Source organism: Achromobacter sp. K91 (assembly GCF_003576205.1).
Classification (GTDB): domain Bacteria; phylum Pseudomonadota; class Gammaproteobacteria; order Burkholderiales; family Burkholderiaceae_B; genus Achromobacter; species Achromobacter aegrifaciens.
The window spans coordinates 1-17,444 of the sequence record NZ_QWFB01000082.1 but is presented as its reverse complement, the minus strand read 5'-3'; the positions used below and the strand labels follow the sequence as shown (position 1 = coordinate 17,444).

The window sequence follows — 17,444 nt, the reverse complement described above, 5'->3', positions numbered from 1 at the left end:
CCATTCCCGCCGTCTACACGTCCACATGTCGATCCGCTCAGCATCCCCCGCGCTGGCCGCGGCGCTCCTGTTCGGCGCGAGCACGCCATTCGCCAAAACCTTGGTCGAAGGCGTCGCACCGTTGCTGCTGGCTGGACTTCTCTATCTGGGCAGCGGGCTGGGTCTCGGCATCCTGCTGGCGCTACGTCACATCGGCCGTGGCCACAGCCCGGGGGATGCGCCTGGCTTGCGCATTCCGCGCGCAGACCTGCCCTGGCTGGCGGGTGCGATTGCGACAGGCGGCGTGCTCGGCCCGGCGCTGCTGATGCTCGGGCTGACCCAGACGAGCGGCGCCTCGGCCTCGCTCTTGCTGAATATCGAAGGGGTGCTCACGGCCATCATCGCGTGGTGCGTGTTCAAGGAAAACGCCGACCGCCAGATCGTGCTCGGCATGGTCGCGATCGTGCTCGGCGGCGTACTGCTGTCTTGGGAGCCGGGCGGCACGGCGCCGTCACCCGGGGCGCTGCTCATAGTTGGGGCCTGTCTCTGCTGGGCCATAGACAACAACCTGACGCGTCGGGTCGCCACCAATGACGCCATGCTGATCGCCGGTCTGAAAGGCTTGTCTGCCGGAGCGGTCAGTACGATCCTGGCGCTGCTTGGTGGCGCCGAACTTCCGCCCGTCACCATGGTGGGGGCCAGTCTTGTCGTGGGATTTCTGGGGTACGGCCTGAGCCTGACGCTATTCGTCCTGGCGCTAAGAACGCTGGGAACCGCCAGGACTGGGGCCTATTTTTCAGTGGCGCCGCTAGTCGGGGTGATCATTTCCTTCATCTTGTGGCCCGAGAATCCGGGCCTTCTATTCTGGCCGGCGGCCGCCCTGATGGCGCTGGGCGTGTGGTTGCACCTGCGCGAACGGCATGCGCACGACCATACCCACGAAGCCATGGAACATAGCCACCGTCACGTGCACGACGAGCACCACCAGCACGCGCATCCCTTTGCCTGGGATGGCGCGGAGCCGCATACGCATCCGCACCGCCATGAAGCGCTGACGCACACGCATCCCCACTATCCGGATATTCATCACCGGCATCGTCATGGGCCAGGGCATGGAATCCGAGCGCGGAAGGCATAGGTTTTCGCCACCGCCCTCCTCGCCTGCGTGCCTTGGCGTCCAAGGCGGATCCCGTCTTGGATTCAACGCGGCCCCAACACCTCGGCCAATTGCGCACCCTGGGGCATGCCTCTGAATTTCTTGACCGAGCCGTCGCTCTCCCGCACCACGATGCCGGGCGTGCCTCGGAACCCGCTCGACAGCATCAGCATGTGGTTGTCTTCGAGGGTCTGGAGTACAGCGTCGGGGACGCTGTCGGCAGGCTTGATGCCGCCCTGATCAAACTTGTGTTCGTTTTCGATCAGTGCGGCCGTTGGGTCGGGAGCGCCAAGGATAGCCGCGGCCTTTGCCGGACTGTCTGCCCGGATCACGCCCACGAGCAGATGGCGAAGCTGCACCTTTCCGGCGTCCACCCAGGGGCGCGCTGCTTCCCAGAACTGGTGGCAGTAGGGACAGTTTGCATCGGAGAAGGTGTAGATAATACGGGGCGCGTCGGGTTTGCCGTCCTGTACCCAGGTCGCGGATTCCAATTGACTCCACGTCTTTTCGCCCATCGGCTTTTCAACCAGGTCCCGCAGCTTCATTTGGTCGATGGGCTTGCCATTGGCGTCCAGGCGCGTGCCCACGATGGCGTTGCCATCGCTGGTGAGGTAGACGGCGATGGGGCGGTCTTCTGCCGTGCCGGCGAAAGCGCGCAGGCCGCCTTCCACATCGAACTCTCCCACGATGGTGAGGCCTTGCGCTTCCAGTGCCTGGATGGCCGGCGGTCGGGCTCCGGTCTGGGCCTGGCTGTAGCCGGCTGCCAGCACGAGCGGGATGGCTGCGATGGATGAAATACGCATACGCAATGCAAACATGGTCATTCCTTACTTGGGTAAATCTTGGATGCCGTCTCGGGGTATATCGAAACGCCGCGACATCTTGTCCTTGAGGGCTGCCATGGTGATCTCGCCCAGATGCGTGTCCACCAAGCGTCCCTGCGCGTCATAGAACAAGGTCGTGGGCAGGCCGCGTGAATTCACCGCCCGCATGGACGCGGACGCAGGGTCGAGCAAGACGTTGCGCAATGCCAGGCCTTCGCTCTGGATGAAGTCATGCGCCTGTTGCGCGCCCTCCCCCTGATTGACCAGGACGATGCTGACGCCCGGGAACTCGGACTGCGCCTGTTCCAGGGCGGGCATCTCACGGCGGCAAGGCGGGCACCAGCTCGCCCAGAGGTTGACGACTAGCGGTTTGCCCTCGTATGACCTCAGCGCGATGGGCTTCCCATCCAGCGTTTGCAACTGCAAGTCCGGCAGACGCGGCGGCTCGAGCAGCAGCGGCAGCAGCGCGCCGCCTGCGAACCAGGCCACGACCCCGGCCAATATGCCCGCGTATATGGGACGGCGCGGCGCCGGCATGGTACGGGTCCGCCACCAGACGAAGGCCAGCGTGGCCGGCACCCCAACCCACCAGTAGTATCCGCCATCGCCGATTGCGATCAGCGCCATGGGAACTGCGAAATAGTCTTCCCACCAGAAGGCGATGTAACCCAGGCGCGCCGCGACAATGCCCCAAAACACGCCGTCGAGCAGCACGGCGCCGGCAAGCCGATGAGAAGCGTCCGGCAGGCGTTTGGCCAGCGCGCGCGTCACCAGCCAGGAAAACAGTACAGCCGCGAAGACGCCCATGCTTTGAATGGAGAAGGGACCGATGCCTATCATGGCGTTCCCGCCTTGTTCAGTCGCCCCAGGAAATCAGCGGCGCTGACCTCCCCCACCACGCGGAGGTCTCGGCGCTCCGTGCCGTCGGGTCCCACCAGGATGAGCGTGGGCGGCCCCATGACGCCCCAACGCTTGAGCAGGGCCTGATCCGTTGCGTCGTTGCGTGTCACGTCCGGCCGCAGCACTTGCATGCGCGCCAGCCGCTGCGCCACAGCGGAGTCGCCGAATACATTGCGCTCGATCACGTGGCAACTGATGCACCAGTCGGCGTAGAAGTCGATCAAGGTCCATTGGCCGCGCGCGGCCGCGTCCGCCAGGCGCCTGTCCACGTCCTCGACCGACTTGGCCTCGACGTAGGCTGGCTTGTTGGCGATGGCTGGCACGGCAGCCGACGAGGCGGCGCGCAGGTGCGCCAGCGGCTGTGACAGTGAATCACCGCCCGACGCGGCGCCCACCAGCATGAGAATGGACCACAGGCCTGCGATGGCTCCCAGTGTGCGCAAGGCCCACATCAGGCGCAGCTTTTGCGCGACCGCGTGCGCCCAGGCCAACAGGCCGATGGCGATGGACAGTATCCAGGCCCCCCAGAGCACCAGGCTCAGTGTGGCTGGCAGGAAGCGATCGAGCATCATCACCGCCATCCCGACCATCACGTAGCCGAACGCGATGCGCACGCGATCCATCCACGCTCCCGGCTTGGGCAGTACGCGGGCGCCGAATATGGCGATCACCAGCAGCGGCAGGCCCATGCCCAGGCCCAGGGCAAACAATGCCAAGCCGCCATACAGCGCGCTGCCGGTCTGGCTGATGTAGAGCAGCGCTCCCGCCAAGGGCGCGGTCATGCATGGCCCGACCAGCAATGCCGACAAGAAGCCCAGCGCCGCAGCGCCGACCACGTTTCCGCCCGCGCGCCCCTGGTTGGCGGATCCGACCCGGTTCAACAAGGCAGACGGCAGGCGCAGTTCGAACATTCCGAACAAGGAACTGGCGAGAATCAGGAACAAGGCTGCGAACGCTCCCAGCAGCCAGGGGGATTGCAGGGTCGCCTGGAGATTCGCGCCTGCCAAGCCGGCTGCCACGCCCACGGCGGCATAGGTGGCGGCCATTGCCAGCACATAGGACAGGGACGTGACGAAAGCGCGCCGCGGACTGGCCTGAGCGCCCACGACCATGCTGGAGATGATGGGGATCATCGGCAAGGTGCAAGGCGTGAAAGCCAGGAGCAGGCCGAAGCCGAAGAACAGCAATGTGCCTGCGATCGGCCCCAGCGTCGCCAGGCGTTGGGCAGCAGCCTGGTCCTCGGCGACGTCGGCTGCGCCGCCGGCACCCGCCTCCGGCTGACTGGTGGTGGCAGGAGGCTCGGCAGCGCTACTTGCCCCCGCCGCCATCGCGGGCAAGTTCAATGCCATGGTCTGCGGGGGGTAGCAGATGCCCCCTTCCGCACAGCCTTGCCAATGCAGTGTCAACGGACCTGTGACGGAGGCGGGAAAGCGCAGTCGCAGCGCATCTCCAAGATAGATTTCCGTATCGCCAAAGAACTCGTCATTCTTGGGCGTACCAAGGGGAAGATCCAGGTGGACTTCCTCACCCTGCCCCGATACCAGCTTCAATGAGTGGCGATAGACATAGTAGTTCTCGGCAATGTGTCCTTGCGCCGCCAGTTCCGTCCCCTGCTGCTGCACCTGCGCCAGTTTGAATACATCGACAGGATCCAGAAACTCAGCCTCCTCCTGCCAGGAAAACAGGCCTGCGCTCCCCCATGCACTGCCGATGGCGAAAAAAAACAGAAACACAACGGCCAGTACTCGTCGATATACAAACAACCTCATTCCTCCGGGGCAATAGTCGGCCTTCCCCAACCGCCCTCATGTTGAGGCGCAGGGGAGCTTATCCAGCCATGATGGAGGAGATCGATTAACCGAAACTAAAGAAGGGAAAGCAGGCGCGGAACGAACGGAAATCAAGGCGCCGGCCATTCTTGGCTGAAAAGTTCTGGCCTAACATATGGGCCCTGGGTTGCAACGAATCGGGATTCAAATGCGGGTATTGCTGGTAGAAGACGATGAACTGATCGGCAAAGGAATCGTGGCCGGCTTGCGCGCGCATGGCATCACGGTGCATCACGTTTGCACGGCCGCTGACGCTGAAACCGCCCAAACGGAAAACTCCTTCAATGCCTTGGTGCTCGACCTGGGACTTCCGGACCGTGACGGAATGGAATTGCTCTCTGCCGTGCGTAGCATTGAACCGTGTTTGCCCGTGCTGATACTGTCCGCCCGGGATGCCATGGACCACAGGCTCGCGGGCTTGCACCAGGGCGCCGACGACTACATGACCAAACCGTTTGACTTGCGCGAACTGGCAGCGCGATTGCATGCGCTGGTCAGGCGCACACAGGGGCGCGCGGCCCAGACCATTACGGCGGGACCTTTGCGCCTGGAACCCGAAAGCGGCCTGGCTTGGTTGGGAGGCCAAGCCATTTCGCTATCGCGTCGCGAGGTGGATCTGCTGGCGCATCTGGCCGCGGCCAATGCGAGGTGGATCCCTCCTGATCTACTCAATGAACGCCTGTACGGGCTGGGCGAGGAAGTGAGCAGCAACGCGCTCAACGTTCATATCCACAACCTGCGCCGCAAGCTTGGCGCTGACGTGATTGAAACGTCGCGTGGATTGGGATTCCGGCTGGGTTGGAGGCTCGACGCATGAGTTTGCGTCTTCGTGCAGTCCTGATTGCAGGACTTTCTCTCATGGTCTTATGGGCGGCGGCGGCGGCCTGGATGATGCTGGGCGTGCGCGCCGACCTTGCCCGCACGCTTGATGGTCGCCTGGCCATGTCGGCTCGCATGGTCTCGGGCTTGCTTGCCGGGTCTGTCATAGATCCCAACGCCAAGACTACGGATTTCACGCAAGCCATCCGCGTCAACGGCAGCGAAGGAATCGCTTGCGAGATTCGCGCGCTGCGCGGCGAGGTCCTGGCGCGCACCAGCGGCAGTCCGGCCTCGGATTTCGACAGCCTGCCCGCCGGTTACAGCACGCGCATGGTCGCCGGACACGAGTGGCGGATTTATGTGCTTCGCGATGACAGTTATCAAATAACGACAGCGGATCGCGTCGAGCAAAGGAACACGCTGATCAATGAACTGCTGTTTGCGGCTGGCGTGCCCTTCCTGATCGCGCTTCTTGGCGGGCTGGCTGCCCTGTGGATCGGTATCGGGCAAGGCCTTGCGCCGCTGCAAGCCCTGCGCATGCAGTTGCGGGCCAAGCAAACGGACGATACCACCCCTATCGCTGTCGCAAAGCCGCCCACCGAGCTTCGTCCGGTGCTGGATGCCATGAACGGATTGTTGGGACGCTTATCCCTGGCACTCTCCGGTCAGCGAGCGTTTACCGACGCGGCGGCGCACGAGTTGCGGACCCCGCTGACCGTGATCGACACCCACCTGCAAGTGGCCAGGTTGACCGAAGGGGAAGAAGCCGAATCGTCACTCTGCAGTGCCGAGGAAGGCGTGAAGCGCCTGCGGGGTACGCTCGACCAGATGATGATTCTGGCGCGTGCCGAAGCATCGCCCAATTCGGAGAACGGGTGTACGCCCATCCAGGAGGTCATCGCCAGCGTCATCGATGCGACAACTGTCGAAGCGCGGCTGCGCCTGGCGGTATCCGTCGACGGCGCTGATGCTTGCTGCTCCATTCCGCGCGAGATGCTGGAGGCTGCCATCCGCAACCTGGTGGACAATGCGATTCGCTACTCCCCCTATGACATGCCTGTCGAAGTCGTTGCCCGCTTCGATTCTCCAACCCGACAATGCCGCATCGTCGTGGCGGACCGGGGGCCGGGGCTCAGTGCGGATCAAGCAGCCAAGATTGGCCAACGCTTCTGGCGCGGGGACCAAGGCCGAAGCCGCAACGACGGCGCGGGTCTTGGCATCTCGATCGTGCATGCCATTGCCAAGCGGTTCGGGGGAGCATTGCATCTCAAGCCCCGGGAAGGTGGCGGTTTGGTCGCGGAACTTGTGTTTCCGTGCTGTCCGTAATTGGAGCGTGTTATGAACTTTGGAGCCACCGTGACCGAACCGACCGCCATTGAAGTTTCAGCCGAAGCCGCATCTCATAAGGGCGAGTTTTTCCTGATCGACGCAAGCTTCTTGGGAAACGGCAGGATTCCCGGCATCGAAATCGCCAACGAAGAGAAGCTGATCGATCCGGGGATGAATGTCGTCTCGCGTCCTAATGGAATGCCAGATCAGTATCCGGAGCGTCCCCGCCTGGTTCATGTGCCGGAGAAAGGCGGAATGCCACGCGATCTGGAGGTGCTTGCTGGCATATGGATTGTGTCGGAGCCATTGAAGCAACTGTTTGAGCAGTTGGACGCCGAGGCGTTTGCATTTGTGGCGTGCGACTTCAGCCTGGCTGACGGCAGCCCCGCCCCTCAGTACTACCTAGGCAATGTGCTGCGCAGACTCGACGCCCTGGATGAAGCCTCTTCCCACGTGAGGATCAAGTTCGAGCATAACTATCAGACCGGCGAGGACGAGAAACTTTACAGCCTCGTCGGCGGAGCCAGCCTGGTGTTCAAACAGGATATGGTGGGAGATGCCCATATCTTCCGCCAGGATCGCATGGGAGCGCCTCCCATCTGCGACCGCGCGATGTTTGATGCATTGAGTGCGGCCAACTTCTCCGGCGTACGGCTGCGCGATGTAGCCGATATCTAGAGGCACGTTTACTTAGGCCCGCGGCGGGCCTGCATGCATAAATAGTTCAATAATTGTTGTATCATTGATCAATGAATGAAGATCAAGCCGTTACTGCCCTGAATGCCCTGGCCCATGCCCAACGCCTGCGCGTTTTTCGTGCGCTTGTCGTCGCGGGGCCCGACGGCCTTACACCCAGTGTCATGGCCGAAGGGCTTGGCGTTGCCCGCAACGCGTTGTCTTTCCACTTGAAGGAGCTTGCGCACGCAGCCCTGGTCAGCGTCGAGCAGCAAGGCCGGAATCTGATCTACCGCGCGGATTTCTCCCAGATGAATGGTTTGCTCGGATACCTTACCGAGCATTGCTGCGCGGGCGCGGCTGGTGAGGGAGCCGAGACCGGCGCCAGCGCGGCATGCAGCCCGCCATCCCGCCTCCTCCAGCGGCATTGATACATGCTCGACGCTCCCGTACGCGTCGTTGGCTCCCTGGGCACGGCTCAGACGCTCGCCTGGGCGTCTTCCTATTACCTGCCGGCGATGCTGGCGGATCCGATGGCCCGCGACCTGGGGGTGTCGGCGCCGGCGGTGTATGCGGCGTTTTCCGCTGCGATGGTGGCTTCGGCCGTGGTCGGTCCCTGGGCGGGACTAGCGATCGACCGCCATGGCGGGCGCGTCGTATTGGCCGGCACGAGCCTGCTGTTTGCGCTGGGGCTGGGCTTGCTGGGCGCCGCCCAGGGCCTCTGGACGATGGTCGCCGCCTGGCTGGTTATCGGCGTGGCGATGGGGGCCGGACTCTACGAGGCAGCCTTCTCCAGCCTGGTGCGGCTGTATGGCCATCACGCCCGCGGCGCCATCACGGGGATCACGCTGATTGCCGGTTTTGCGAGCACGGTGGGATGGCCGCTTTCGGCCTGGATGGAAACCCAATTCGGTTGGCGCGGCGCGTGCCTGGGGTGGGCAGGATTGCACCTGCTGGTCGGCCTGCCGTTGAACGCATGGTTTCCGAAAGCGCCGGGCGCGGGACGAACGCAAGAGCCTGCGGACAATGTGCAGGATGTCCCCTCCTCTGCCCCCCAGCCGCGGCAGCAGAGGTATGCCACTGCCCTCCTCGCCTTCGTGTTTGCGGCGACCTGGTTCATCAGCACCGCGATGGCCACGCATTTGCCGCGCATGCTGGAAGCCACGGGCGCCACGCTCGCAGCCGCCGTGGCCGTGGGTGCGCTCATCGGTCCGGCGCAGGTTGCGGGCCGCCTGCTGGAATTCGGTTTCTTGCGGCGGGTTCATCCCTTGTTGTCCGCGCGCCTGGCTGCGCTGGCGCATCCGGCCGGGGTTGCCCTGCTGCTGGGAGGCGGTCCGGTAATGGCGCCGGTGTTCGCCGTCCTGCATGGGGCGGGCAACGGCATCCTGACCATTGCCAAGGGGACCTTGCCGCTGGTGCTGTTCGGCCCCCAGGGCTATGGCGCGCGCCAGGGTTGGCTGATGATGCCGGCGCGGGTGGCGCAGGCGCTAGCGCCATTTCTTTTCGGGGTGGCGCTGGACCGCTGGGGGGTCAACGCGCTGTGGCTGTCCGGGGGCATAGGGCTTGGCGCCTTTGCCGCGCTATTGCTGCTGCGTGCGCGGGCGTCGGCCGATTGAAATCTGAGTGTCGTATGTATAGAGGTGTTGCATGAAGTTGATCCAGAAAACCGTTGAGACCCGCATCGGCGCGGAGGTGGTCCGTGTCTGACACCCTGGCCGATTTGCCCAACATTGATTCGTCGTTGTTCCATCGACCCGGCGAGGCCGGGCTGTTTCCTGCCGTGCGGGCCGCGCACGCGCCGCGGTTCCTGCTGCTGTACGGTTCGTTGCGCGAACGCTCCTATAGCCGCCTGGTGGCCGAGGAAGCCGCGCGCCTGTTGCAGGCGCTAGGGGGCGAGACCCGGCTGTTCAATCCTTCGGGACTGCCGCTGGTCGATGACGCCAGCGATGACCATCCCAAGGTGCGCGAGCTGCATGAGTTGGTCCAATGGGCCGAAGGCATGGTCTGGAGTTCGCCCGAGCGTCACGGCGCAATGACGGGATTGATGAAGACGCAGATCGACTGGATTCCGCTGTCGGTGGGCGCGGTGCGCCCGACCCAGGGCAAGACGCTGGCGGTGATGCAGGTGTCGGGCGGATCGCAGTCCTTCAACGCCGTGAACCAGATGCGGGTGCTGGGGCGCTGGATGCGCATGTTGACCATTCCCAATCAATCGTCGGTGGCCAAGGCCTACCAGGAATTCGACGAGGCGGGACGCATGAAGCCATCGCCCTACTACGATCGCGTGGTCGACGTCGTCGAGGAACTGATGAAGTTCACCCTCCTTACGCGGGATGCCTCGCCCTATTTGGTGGACCGCTATAGCGAGCGCAAGGAGGCGGCCGCCGATCTGTCGCGCCGGATGAAGCAGGCGTCCATCTAGGGGGATTCAAGTCGGGCGCGGGCCTGGGCTTTTAATCCGCGCCTGCGCCACCACAGCCAGATCCCGCTGATGCCCAACGCGCCCAAGCCCAGGCCCAGCAGCGCGACCATGGCTACTCCCGCAATTCCGCCCAGTTCTCCCGTATGCAGCGGATAGAGCACGGAGTTGATCCGCGCGCCGGGATCGAGTTCGTTCCAGCGCTGTGCCGCCAATACGTGGCCGTCGCGCGGGTCGAGCCAGACGGTGGATCTGCCGTTTGGATGCGGATCGTCGGGCACACGCATGCGTATGGCCAAGGGGCGGTCGATGCGCGGCGTGTACAGCAGGTAGCCAATCGCGCCGTCCGGAAATGCCGCTTGTGCGGTTGCGGCCAATTCGTCCAGGGAGCGCGGCGGGATGGCGCCCGCTGGCCGCGCCGGCAGCTTGGGCGCCACGACCGGGGGCTGGCCGCTGGCCAGCGTGATCCAGCCGCCTATCGGACGCCATGCCAGATAGGCGCCGCTGGCCATGCACACCGCCAGCAGCAGCGCGAGGATGGCGCCGCCGTTGCGGTGCACATCGAACAAGGCGCGCAGCGCGCCCTTGTTGAACACCATGCGCAAGGACGGCGGCCATTTGCGCGGCCACCATGCGATCAGGCCTGACACCGTCAGGACCAGATAGGCCAGCGCGGTCCAGGCCAGCACGGCCTTGCCGGTGCGATCCAGCATCAGGGCGCTGTGCAGCTTGTAGACGATGGCGACCAGGCCCTCGTCTTCTCCCCTTCTGCCCTGCTCCCGGCCGCTGGCCGGATCGAGATAGACCGTGCCGTCCCAGGCGTCGGGTGCCCTCACCCTGACCTGCATGGTTTCGCCGGATTCGCGCGGCGGGCGGAAGGTGTAGGAGGCTTGCGGGCCGAACTCGGCGGCCAGGTTGCGGCGCATGGATTCGAACGATGCGGGCTGGCCGCCGCCTGCGTTGCCGGCCCGGAAGAACTCTGGATGCAGCAGCTTGTCCAGCGGCCGCGCGGCCACGAGGAAGGCGCCGGTCAGTCCGGACAGGATCAGGATCCCGCCCAGGCCCAGCGCCACCCAGCGATGGCAGAGCAGCCAGATGCGCCTGGGCATCAGTAGGCCAGGCGCGCCTGCAGGTAGACCATGCGCGGCGCGCCGACCATGCGGCCGCCGTTGGTGTCGACGTTGCGGGTGTAGTAGCGGCGGTCGAACAGGTTGTTCACGCCCACGGCCAGTTCGCTGCCCTTCCATTGCGGCAGCTTGTAGCTGAGCTGGGTGTTCCAGACGCTGAAACCCGGCACGCGGCCGTTGGTCGCGGCGGCGTTCTCCTCTTCGGTGTTGGCGGTGTCCGAGTACTGGCCGCTCTGTGCCGTCGTGTAGAGGTTGAAAGTCCAGTTGTTGCGCATGTAGCGTCCGCCCAGCGTGCCGGTCTGGCGCGAATAGAACGGCACGTCCCGGCCTTCGAATTCGCCGGATTTCTGGATGGCGCGCACGTAGGTGTAGTTGGCGTAGAGATTCAGGCCGGCGAGCGGGCCGGACTTGTCGAAGTCGTAGTCGATGGCGAATTCGACGCCGTTGTGGGTGGTGGCGCCCAGGTTGCGGAACACGGCCGGATTGGTGCCGGGTATCGACAGGATCTGGTTGTCGAACTTCAGGTTGAAGACCGTGAACTCGGTGTGGGTCTGTTCGCCCGAGTAGCGCAGGCCGGCTTCCAGGGTCTTGGCGACTTCCGGGCTGAGCGGATTGGAGGCCGACATCGAGTTCAGCTGCGTGTACTGCACCGCGCCGAACGAGGTGTTGTAGTTGGTATAGAGCGTTAACGCATCGTCGACCAGATAGGCGATGTTCAGCGAAGGCAGGCCGCGGCTGTTGCGCAGGTCGAACGGCGTGTCGTTGGCGGTGCCGCTGGGCTGGCGGTTGGTGCGGATGTGTTCATACCGCACGCCGGGCGTGACGCGCCATTTGCCGTAGGCGATGCGGTCGTCCAGATAGATGGAGTGCGCTTCGGTCTTGTTGTCGAAGACCTGTGCCGCGCCGATGCGTTGGCCCGTGGCCAGGGATTCCGAATAGCGCCGGTCCTGGCCGGTTTCGTGGATGTAGCGGTAGCCGATGGTCACGTCGTGCGTGGTCGGCCCCCATTCCAGGCGCTGCGTGTAACGCGGCTCTATGCCCAGTACCTGGTTGTTGCGCGGCTGATAATCGTTGCGGCCCGTCGCGGTATTGATGAGCGAACTCTGGCGCGAGCTGTCGTAGTGATAGACCCGGGCCTCGAATTCCTGGGTGTCCGAGATCGAATTGAGGTATCCGATGTCGACCTGATCGCGCTGCCCTTTCCAGTAATCGGTGGGATGGGTGTTCTGGAATGGATCGTCGCGGTACTGCGCCACCGTCAGGCCGCCCGGCGTCATCGATTTGACGTCGTAATGGGCGAACTTGCCGTAGATTTCCGACGTCGGGGTCAGCTCGAAGCGCCATTTCAGCGCCACGTCGTTGTAGCGGTCATGGCTGGCATCGCGCCATTGTTCGCCGTCCATGCCGGAGTACATCAGCGCCACGCCCAGCCCGTTTTCGAACTGCGTGCCCAGGAAGCCGGTGTATTGGGTATTGGTGCCGCCCTGGCTGAAGATGTTGTAGCGGGCGGAGGCCTCGGCGGTGAGTCCGCTGCCAGTCGGAATCGAGCGGGTCTTGAAGTTGATTACGCCGCCCACGTTCTGCGGGCCATAGCGCACCGCCCCGCCGCCCCGCACCACGTCGATGGCTTCGATGTTGCCCAGGCTGGTCGGCGACATCACCAGGTTCGGCTGGCCATAAGGGGCCATGGCCATGGGGATGCCGTCCAGCAGCATGGTGGTGCGAAATGAATTGCGCGGGTTCAGGCCGCGGATGCCGACGTGCAGGCCGACCGAGCTGCCGCTGGCGCTGGTGCTGCCGCTGATCTGCACGCCGGGCACGCGCCGCAGCACGTCGGCCACGCTGGTGGCGCCGCTGTTCTGGATCTCGTCGCGCTTGACCAGCGTGCGGGCGCCGCCAAAGGTCTGCACGCTGTTTTCCAGGCCGGTGCCCAGCCAGTCGCCGCTGACCTGGATCGATTCCAGCGTGTTGGCGTTGCCGGCAGGCACGGCCTTGGCCGCAGGGGCTGGCGCGCGCACCACGTATCCCTGGCCGCCCTGCTCCTCCGCGGCGAGGCCGGTGCCGGCCAGCAGCCTGGCCAGCCCCGATTCCACGCCGTAGCTGCCGTCCAGGCCCTGCGTCCTCAGTCCGCGCGTGTCTTCGGGCCGGAAGGAAACGGTGATGCCGCCCGCCTTGGCGAAGGCGGAAAGCGCCTGGTCCAGGGGACCTGCTGGGATGCGGTAGTCGTGCGTCGCGGCCGGGGCCGAGCTTTGGGCCGCGGCGGGCGGCGCGGCGGCGAAGGCAGCGGCCAGGCTCAGTGTCAATCCGGCCAAGCGCAGGACGCGGGGTTGGGTTTTGTCTACGACTGCCACTTGGTCACATCCCTACAGGTCATCAATGCGCGGTATGCCGGATGAGCGCGGGGAAAAGGGACAAGGGCGTAGCGGCAAAGTTGTAAGCGAGTGAAACCAGGCGGCTTTCAGCGCGTCAGGGTGACCCAGTAGGCGGTACGCGTGACGACGCGCAGATCCAGGGTCTTGGCCACGACGGCAAGTAGCGCGTCGGTGTCTTGCAGGCGGAATACGCCAGATACCCGCAGGCCGCCCACCGCCGGGTCGCAGCGCAATACGCCGCGCCGGTAGCGCGAGACCTCGGCCAGCAACGCGTCCAGGCGCATGTTGTCGGCTTCGAGGACGCCGCGCGTCCATCCTGGCGCGTCTGACCTGGCCTGGGCGTTCGGCAGAAAGGCATTGGCGGTGAAGCGCACCGACTCGCCGGCATTGAAGATCCGCTCCGGACTGCCATTCCCGAGGGTGACGGCGACGCGATGTTCCAGCACGGTCAGCTCGGTCTGGGCGTCGCCATCGTCCAGTTGCCGGACGACAAAACGGGTGCCCAAGGCGCGCAAGCGGCCCTGGGGAGTCTCCACGATGAAGGGCCGCGCCCTGCCCGCCGGGTCGGCGGCCGTGCGCACATAGATTTCGCCGCCGCGCAGGTGCAGCAGGCGCATTTCGTCGGAGTAGCCCACCTCCATGGCCGTATCGGTATTCAGATGGACCTGGCTGCCGTCGGCCAGCCGCAGGTCCTGGTTTTCGCCCACCGCCGTGCGATAGGCGCCTGCCGGCTCCGCATACAGGCGGTAGGTCAGCAAGGCGGCGGGCGCGGCAACCCCCAGGACCGCCAGCGTACGCAGCACGGCGCGCCGGCTGACCTGCGACGGCCGCGTCAAGAGCGGCACGCCTACCGAGGCCGGCACCGTGTCGAACTGCTGCATCAGGCGCTGGGCGCGTTGCCAGGCAAGCTCGCGTTCAGGATGACCGTGACGCCAGCGTTCGAAGGCGGCGTGATCCGCCGGTCCGGCCTCGCCGGAATGCAGGCGCACGAGCCAGCGGGCGGCTTCCCGTATGACGGAGGCGTCTAGCGGTTTGGATTCGGCGGCGGCCATGGGTCAGGAATCCAGCATGGTCAGGCAGATTTCGAAGCCCTGGGCCATGTAGCGCTTCACCGTGCGGTCGCTCAAGCCGGTGCGGGCGGCGATTTCGACGTAGGTGAGCCCTTCCAGTTGCGACAGGACGAACACCTCGCGCGCCTGCGGCGCCAGATTGCCGAGCATGCGGTCCAACTGTTGCAGCGCTTGCTGCACGCCCAGCAGCATCTCGGGCGAGGCTTCCAATTCGGGCGGCAGCGCGGCCATGGCCTCGAGCCAGGCGCGTTCCAGCGAGCGGCGGCGCCAGTGATCGTTGAGCAGCCCCCGCGCGATGGTGGTCAGATACGCCCTGGGCTGGCGCAGCGTGCGGACTTCCTCGGGATGGCGCAGCACGCGCAGAAAGGTGTCGTGCGCGAAGTCCGCGGCCTCATCGCCATGGCCGAGGCGATGCCGCCACCATTGGCAGAGCCAGTCGTAGTGGTTTTCGCAGAGTAGCTGGAGCGGCTGTAGGGGCTTGGACATGCTCGAACGCCCCCGATAGGCAGCGCGATGACACGGAATGGCGGCCTGGCCGGATTCAGCCCGGCGGCCAGCGGGGCTAAATGATACCAAGAACCGTTCGCAGTATCGAATCGCGCGGAGCCCTGCGGGGCGTTCAGAACGGCACCATCACCTTCAACGTGCCGCGATGGCTTTGTATGTGGGACGAAAAATCCCCGTCGTACTGCAACCGGAAGTCCAGGCCGCCCGCGTTGGATACCTGCAGGCCCGCGCCGATGCGGCCGATGACGTCGTCCATGGGCACCGAGGTCTCGAAGGCGCCCGAGCCTGCCGGCGCGCCCTGCAAGCGCGACTTGACCGTGTACTCGTCCTTGGACAGGAACGACACGCCGCCATACATGTAGGGGCGCATGGTTGCGCCGTTCTTCAGCGCCACCTTGCCGCCCAGTTCCAGCGTCGGCGACAGGGCCATGACGAATTCATTGCTGCTTTCCACGTCCAGATGCAGGGCGTCGCGGGATTCGCTGTAGCCGGGCATGTGGGTGTAGGACGCGTCCACGTCCACATAGGGTTTCAGGTAAACGTGTTCCCCGGCGTAGGTGCGCGCGATGCGCAGGCGCAAGGCCGCGCCGTAGACGTCCAGGTCCGCGTCGGCCGTGCTTTGCATGCCGGGGATGCGGATGCTGCGGTTGATGTCGTACTGGCCGTAGCCGCCGCCCAGGGCCGCGGACAGGGTCCAGGGTCCGGTTTCGCGCTTGACCACCACGCCGGCATAACCGCTGTCGCCCTTGCCGCTGACCCGTCCGTCGTCGCCGCTCAGATGGCTATTTTGGTAGGCAACGGACCCGCCCAGGAACCAGCCCGGACTGACCTGGCGCTGGCCGCCGAACTGGTAGGTGACGCCATCGAACGAAAATCCGGAGACCCCGCCGTCGCCGTCCTGGTTGGTATTGATGCCGGACACCTGGCCCCACAGGCAATCCTGCTCGCCGGTCAGCGCGTCGCCGCCCTGGAATGCCGGGCACGACATCATGGCGCCGGTAAAGCGCGCCATGCTGGCCTGCATCTGCGCGGCAGGCGCCACGGTGACGCCGGCCGACAGGTCGGACAGCCGGTTCGAATAGGTGTCGGCGCTTTCGCGGGAGGCCATGTCCAGCGCCGCGAACAAGGACGCCATGGCGGCGTTGCCACCCAGGTTCCAGGCGCCCTGCAGATGATTCGCAACCGAGCGCTGATTGGCGGCCAATTGCATGGACGGCGCGGCGAAGTCGGCCTGCGCTGCGCGCACGCGCACGTTCTTGCCGTCCAGCCTGGCGTCGTAGTCGATCACCGGGCTGTCCTTGGCAACGGGGCTGCCTTGCACATCGCCTTGCAGCGTCGCCACGGTGACTTCGTGATCGGGCAGCAAGGTGATGGGCTGGACATTGACCTGGCCGTTCAGGCGGGTATCGCCCTGCACCACCATGCTCGGCGATTTGAGGTTGGCGAAGTCCACGTCCGCCTGCAGCAGGCCGCCGGCCTGCAGGTTGAAATTCCCCGTAACCGTGAGCGTGTCGAAGGCGCCGGACCTGCCTATGGCGACCAGCCCCGCGTTGTCGATGTTGGCCTGATAAAGCGTGGCGTCGCTCAGGGTGCCGCTGGCGGCGTTCCAGACGTTGCAGGCGATGCCGCCCGCGCCGCCGCCGCATTCGATGTTGCCCAGTACGGTCCCCGCATTGTTGACGGACAGGCTGGCGCCGGGGGCGCTGGCCAGGAAGCTCACGGTCTTGGCCTGCTGCAGGGCGGCGCCGTCGTAGCGTACGGCGCTGCCGCCTGCGCCGGCGATGATCATGCCCGCCGAGCCCACGGTCAGCGTGTTCTGCTTGTCGCCGACGATCCAGACGCCATATGCGCCCGCGCCGGTGCCGCCGCTGACCGAACCGTCGACGGTGACCGCGACCTGGCCCGAACCTTGCGGACCGGCGCTTTGCGCAAAGATGCCGGTGGCGCCGGCGCCGGTGGCGGCGATGCTGCCGCTCTGCGTCAGCGTGACGTTCCCGCCGGATCCCGTGCTGCCGGCGCCTGCCGTGCTGCCGGCGAAGCCGCCGGCGGCATTGCCGCCCAGCCCGCCCCCGCCGCCGATGGATTGGGCGATCACGCCGAAGGCGTAGGCCCCCTGGGTCGTGATGTTGCTGGCGACATTGAGGTTAAGCGCGCCGCCGTTGCCGTTGCCACCCGTCTGGCCGCTGCCTGGGGTCCAGCCGCCCGAGTCCAGCTGCAAGCCCTTGCTGGTGTCGCCCGCGATGCCTCCGCCGCCGCCGATGGACTGGGCGATCAGGCCATGGGAGCCCGCGCCGCTGGTGCTGATGTGGCTGCCGGCATTCAAGGTCAGGGTCACGGCGCCGCCGTCGCCCGCCGCGCCGCCGCGCCCGCCCAGCGACACGCCAGACAGGTTGCTGGCGTCGCCCGCGCCGCCCAGCCCCTGTCTCTTATACACATCT

At 65.4% G+C, this 17,444-nt stretch carries 15 protein-coding genes; 7 read left to right on the top strand and 8 right to left on the bottom strand.

What is annotated here, in order from left to right; translation table 11 throughout:
* The first annotated feature begins 25 nt into the window (after window positions 1-25).
* Window positions 26-1,117, top strand: a complete 1,092-nt coding sequence (locus tag DXK93_RS30605) for a DMT family transporter (RefSeq protein ID WP_119452108.1) — start codon at window positions 26-28, stop codon at window positions 1,115-1,117.
* A 62-nt stretch (window positions 1,118-1,179) separates the two neighbouring features.
* Here DXK93_RS30605 and dsbG read toward each other — a convergent pair whose 3' ends face one another.
* From dsbG to dsbD, 3 genes are read right to left on the bottom strand one after another with little or no spacing between them, the layout of a single operon-like run.
* Window positions 1,180-1,953 carry a thiol:disulfide interchange protein DsbG gene (gene dsbG / locus DXK93_RS30600; protein WP_119452107.1) on the bottom strand — a complete coding sequence of 258 codons (774 nt, stop codon included), beginning with the start codon at window positions 1,951-1,953 and terminating at the stop codon, window positions 1,180-1,182.
* A gap of 9 nt (window positions 1,954-1,962) precedes the next feature.
* Window positions 1,963-2,799 (bottom strand): TlpA disulfide reductase family protein, encoded by an 837-nt coding sequence (locus DXK93_RS30595; RefSeq protein WP_119452106.1) that lies wholly within the window; start codon window positions 2,797-2,799, stop codon window positions 1,963-1,965.
* On the bottom strand, window positions 2,796-4,628 hold the full coding sequence (gene dsbD / locus DXK93_RS30590) for a protein-disulfide reductase DsbD (protein WP_199728355.1): 1,833 nt from the start codon (window positions 4,626-4,628) through the stop codon (window positions 2,796-2,798). Before dsbD ends, DXK93_RS30595 begins: the two co-directional genes overlap by 4 nt.
* Before the next feature lie 208 nt (window positions 4,629-4,836).
* Here dsbD and DXK93_RS30585 point away from each other — a divergent pair, with 208 nt between their 5' ends.
* The 6 genes from DXK93_RS30585 (at window position 4,837) to arsH (ending at window position 9,933) form a co-directional block, all read left to right on the top strand.
* Window positions 4,837-5,505: a response regulator gene (locus tag DXK93_RS30585; protein ID WP_119452104.1), complete on the top strand. Its 669-nt coding sequence runs from the start codon at window positions 4,837-4,839 to the stop codon at window positions 5,503-5,505.
* Complete coding sequence (locus DXK93_RS30580; protein ID WP_119452103.1) at window positions 5,502-6,833, top strand: ATP-binding protein; 1,332 nt, start codon at window positions 5,502-5,504, stop codon at window positions 6,831-6,833. Before DXK93_RS30585 ends, DXK93_RS30580 begins: the two co-directional genes overlap by 4 nt.
* Window positions 6,834-6,845: 12 nt before the next feature.
* Window positions 6,846-7,514: an imm11 family protein gene (locus DXK93_RS30575; RefSeq protein WP_119452102.1), complete on the top strand. Its 669-nt coding sequence runs from the start codon at window positions 6,846-6,848 to the stop codon at window positions 7,512-7,514.
* 71 nt (window positions 7,515-7,585) lie between these two features.
* Window positions 7,586-7,942 (top strand): helix-turn-helix transcriptional regulator, encoded by a 357-nt coding sequence (locus tag DXK93_RS30570; RefSeq protein ID WP_054454415.1) that lies wholly within the window; start codon window positions 7,586-7,588, stop codon window positions 7,940-7,942.
* 3 nt (window positions 7,943-7,945) lie between these two features.
* Window positions 7,946-9,127 (top strand): MFS transporter, encoded by a 1,182-nt coding sequence (locus tag DXK93_RS30565; protein WP_119452101.1) that lies wholly within the window; start codon window positions 7,946-7,948, stop codon window positions 9,125-9,127.
* A gap of 83 nt (window positions 9,128-9,210) precedes the next feature.
* Window positions 9,211-9,933: an arsenical resistance protein ArsH gene (gene arsH, locus DXK93_RS30560; RefSeq protein ID WP_054454412.1), complete on the top strand. Its 723-nt coding sequence runs from the start codon at window positions 9,211-9,213 to the stop codon at window positions 9,931-9,933.
* Here the strand turns inward: arsH and DXK93_RS30555 are convergent.
* The 5 genes from DXK93_RS30555 to DXK93_RS30535 all read right to left on the bottom strand — a co-directional run.
* The gene (locus DXK93_RS30555) at window positions 9,930-11,039 is read right to left on the bottom strand and encodes a PepSY domain-containing protein (RefSeq protein ID WP_119452100.1); all 1,110 of its coding nucleotides are present in this window, start codon (window positions 11,037-11,039) and stop codon (window positions 9,930-9,932) included. The genes arsH and DXK93_RS30555 overlap by 4 nt on opposite strands.
* Window positions 11,039-13,369 (bottom strand): TonB-dependent receptor, encoded by a 2,331-nt coding sequence (locus tag DXK93_RS30550; RefSeq protein WP_225588730.1) that lies wholly within the window; start codon window positions 13,367-13,369, stop codon window positions 11,039-11,041. Before DXK93_RS30550 ends, DXK93_RS30555 begins: the two co-directional genes overlap by 1 nt.
* A gap of 146 nt (window positions 13,370-13,515) precedes the next feature.
* Window positions 13,516-14,481, bottom strand: a complete 966-nt coding sequence (locus DXK93_RS30545; protein WP_119452098.1) for a FecR domain-containing protein — start codon at window positions 14,479-14,481, stop codon at window positions 13,516-13,518.
* Between the two features lie 3 nt (window positions 14,482-14,484).
* Window positions 14,485-14,985, bottom strand: coding sequence for a sigma-70 family RNA polymerase sigma factor (locus DXK93_RS30540; protein WP_119452097.1), 501 nt, complete (start codon window positions 14,983-14,985; stop codon window positions 14,485-14,487).
* 133 nt (window positions 14,986-15,118) lie between these two features.
* A partial coding sequence (locus DXK93_RS30535) for an autotransporter domain-containing protein (RefSeq protein ID WP_147400300.1) occupies window positions 15,119-17,444 on the bottom strand: 2,326 nt, incomplete at its 5' end.

Coding starts and splice junctions, on each gene's coding strand:
- DXK93_RS30605 (WP_119452108.1), top strand. CDS start 26: ATGTCGATCCGCTCAGCATCCCCCGCGCTGGCCGCGGCGCTCCTGTTC.
- dsbG (WP_119452107.1), bottom strand. CDS start 1,953: ATGTTTGCATTGCGTATGCGTATTTCATCCATCGCAGCCATCCCGCTC.
- DXK93_RS30595 (WP_119452106.1), bottom strand. CDS start 2,799: ATGATAGGCATCGGTCCCTTCTCCATTCAAAGCATGGGCGTCTTCGCG.
- dsbD (WP_199728355.1), bottom strand. CDS start 4,628: ATGAGGTTGTTTGTATATCGACGAGTACTGGCCGTTGTGTTTCTGTTT.
- DXK93_RS30585 (WP_119452104.1), top strand. CDS start 4,837: ATGCGGGTATTGCTGGTAGAAGACGATGAACTGATCGGCAAAGGAATC.
- DXK93_RS30580 (WP_119452103.1), top strand. CDS start 5,502: ATGAGTTTGCGTCTTCGTGCAGTCCTGATTGCAGGACTTTCTCTCATG.
- DXK93_RS30575 (WP_119452102.1), top strand. CDS start 6,846: ATGAACTTTGGAGCCACCGTGACCGAACCGACCGCCATTGAAGTTTCA.
- DXK93_RS30570 (WP_054454415.1), top strand. CDS start 7,586: ATGAATGAAGATCAAGCCGTTACTGCCCTGAATGCCCTGGCCCATGCC.
- DXK93_RS30565 (WP_119452101.1), top strand. CDS start 7,946: ATGCTCGACGCTCCCGTACGCGTCGTTGGCTCCCTGGGCACGGCTCAG.
- DXK93_RS30555 (WP_119452100.1), bottom strand. CDS start 11,039: ATGCCCAGGCGCATCTGGCTGCTCTGCCATCGCTGGGTGGCGCTGGGC.
- DXK93_RS30545 (WP_119452098.1), bottom strand. CDS start 14,481: ATGGCCGCCGCCGAATCCAAACCGCTAGACGCCTCCGTCATACGGGAA.
- DXK93_RS30540 (WP_119452097.1), bottom strand. CDS start 14,985: ATGTCCAAGCCCCTACAGCCGCTCCAGCTACTCTGCGAAAACCACTAC.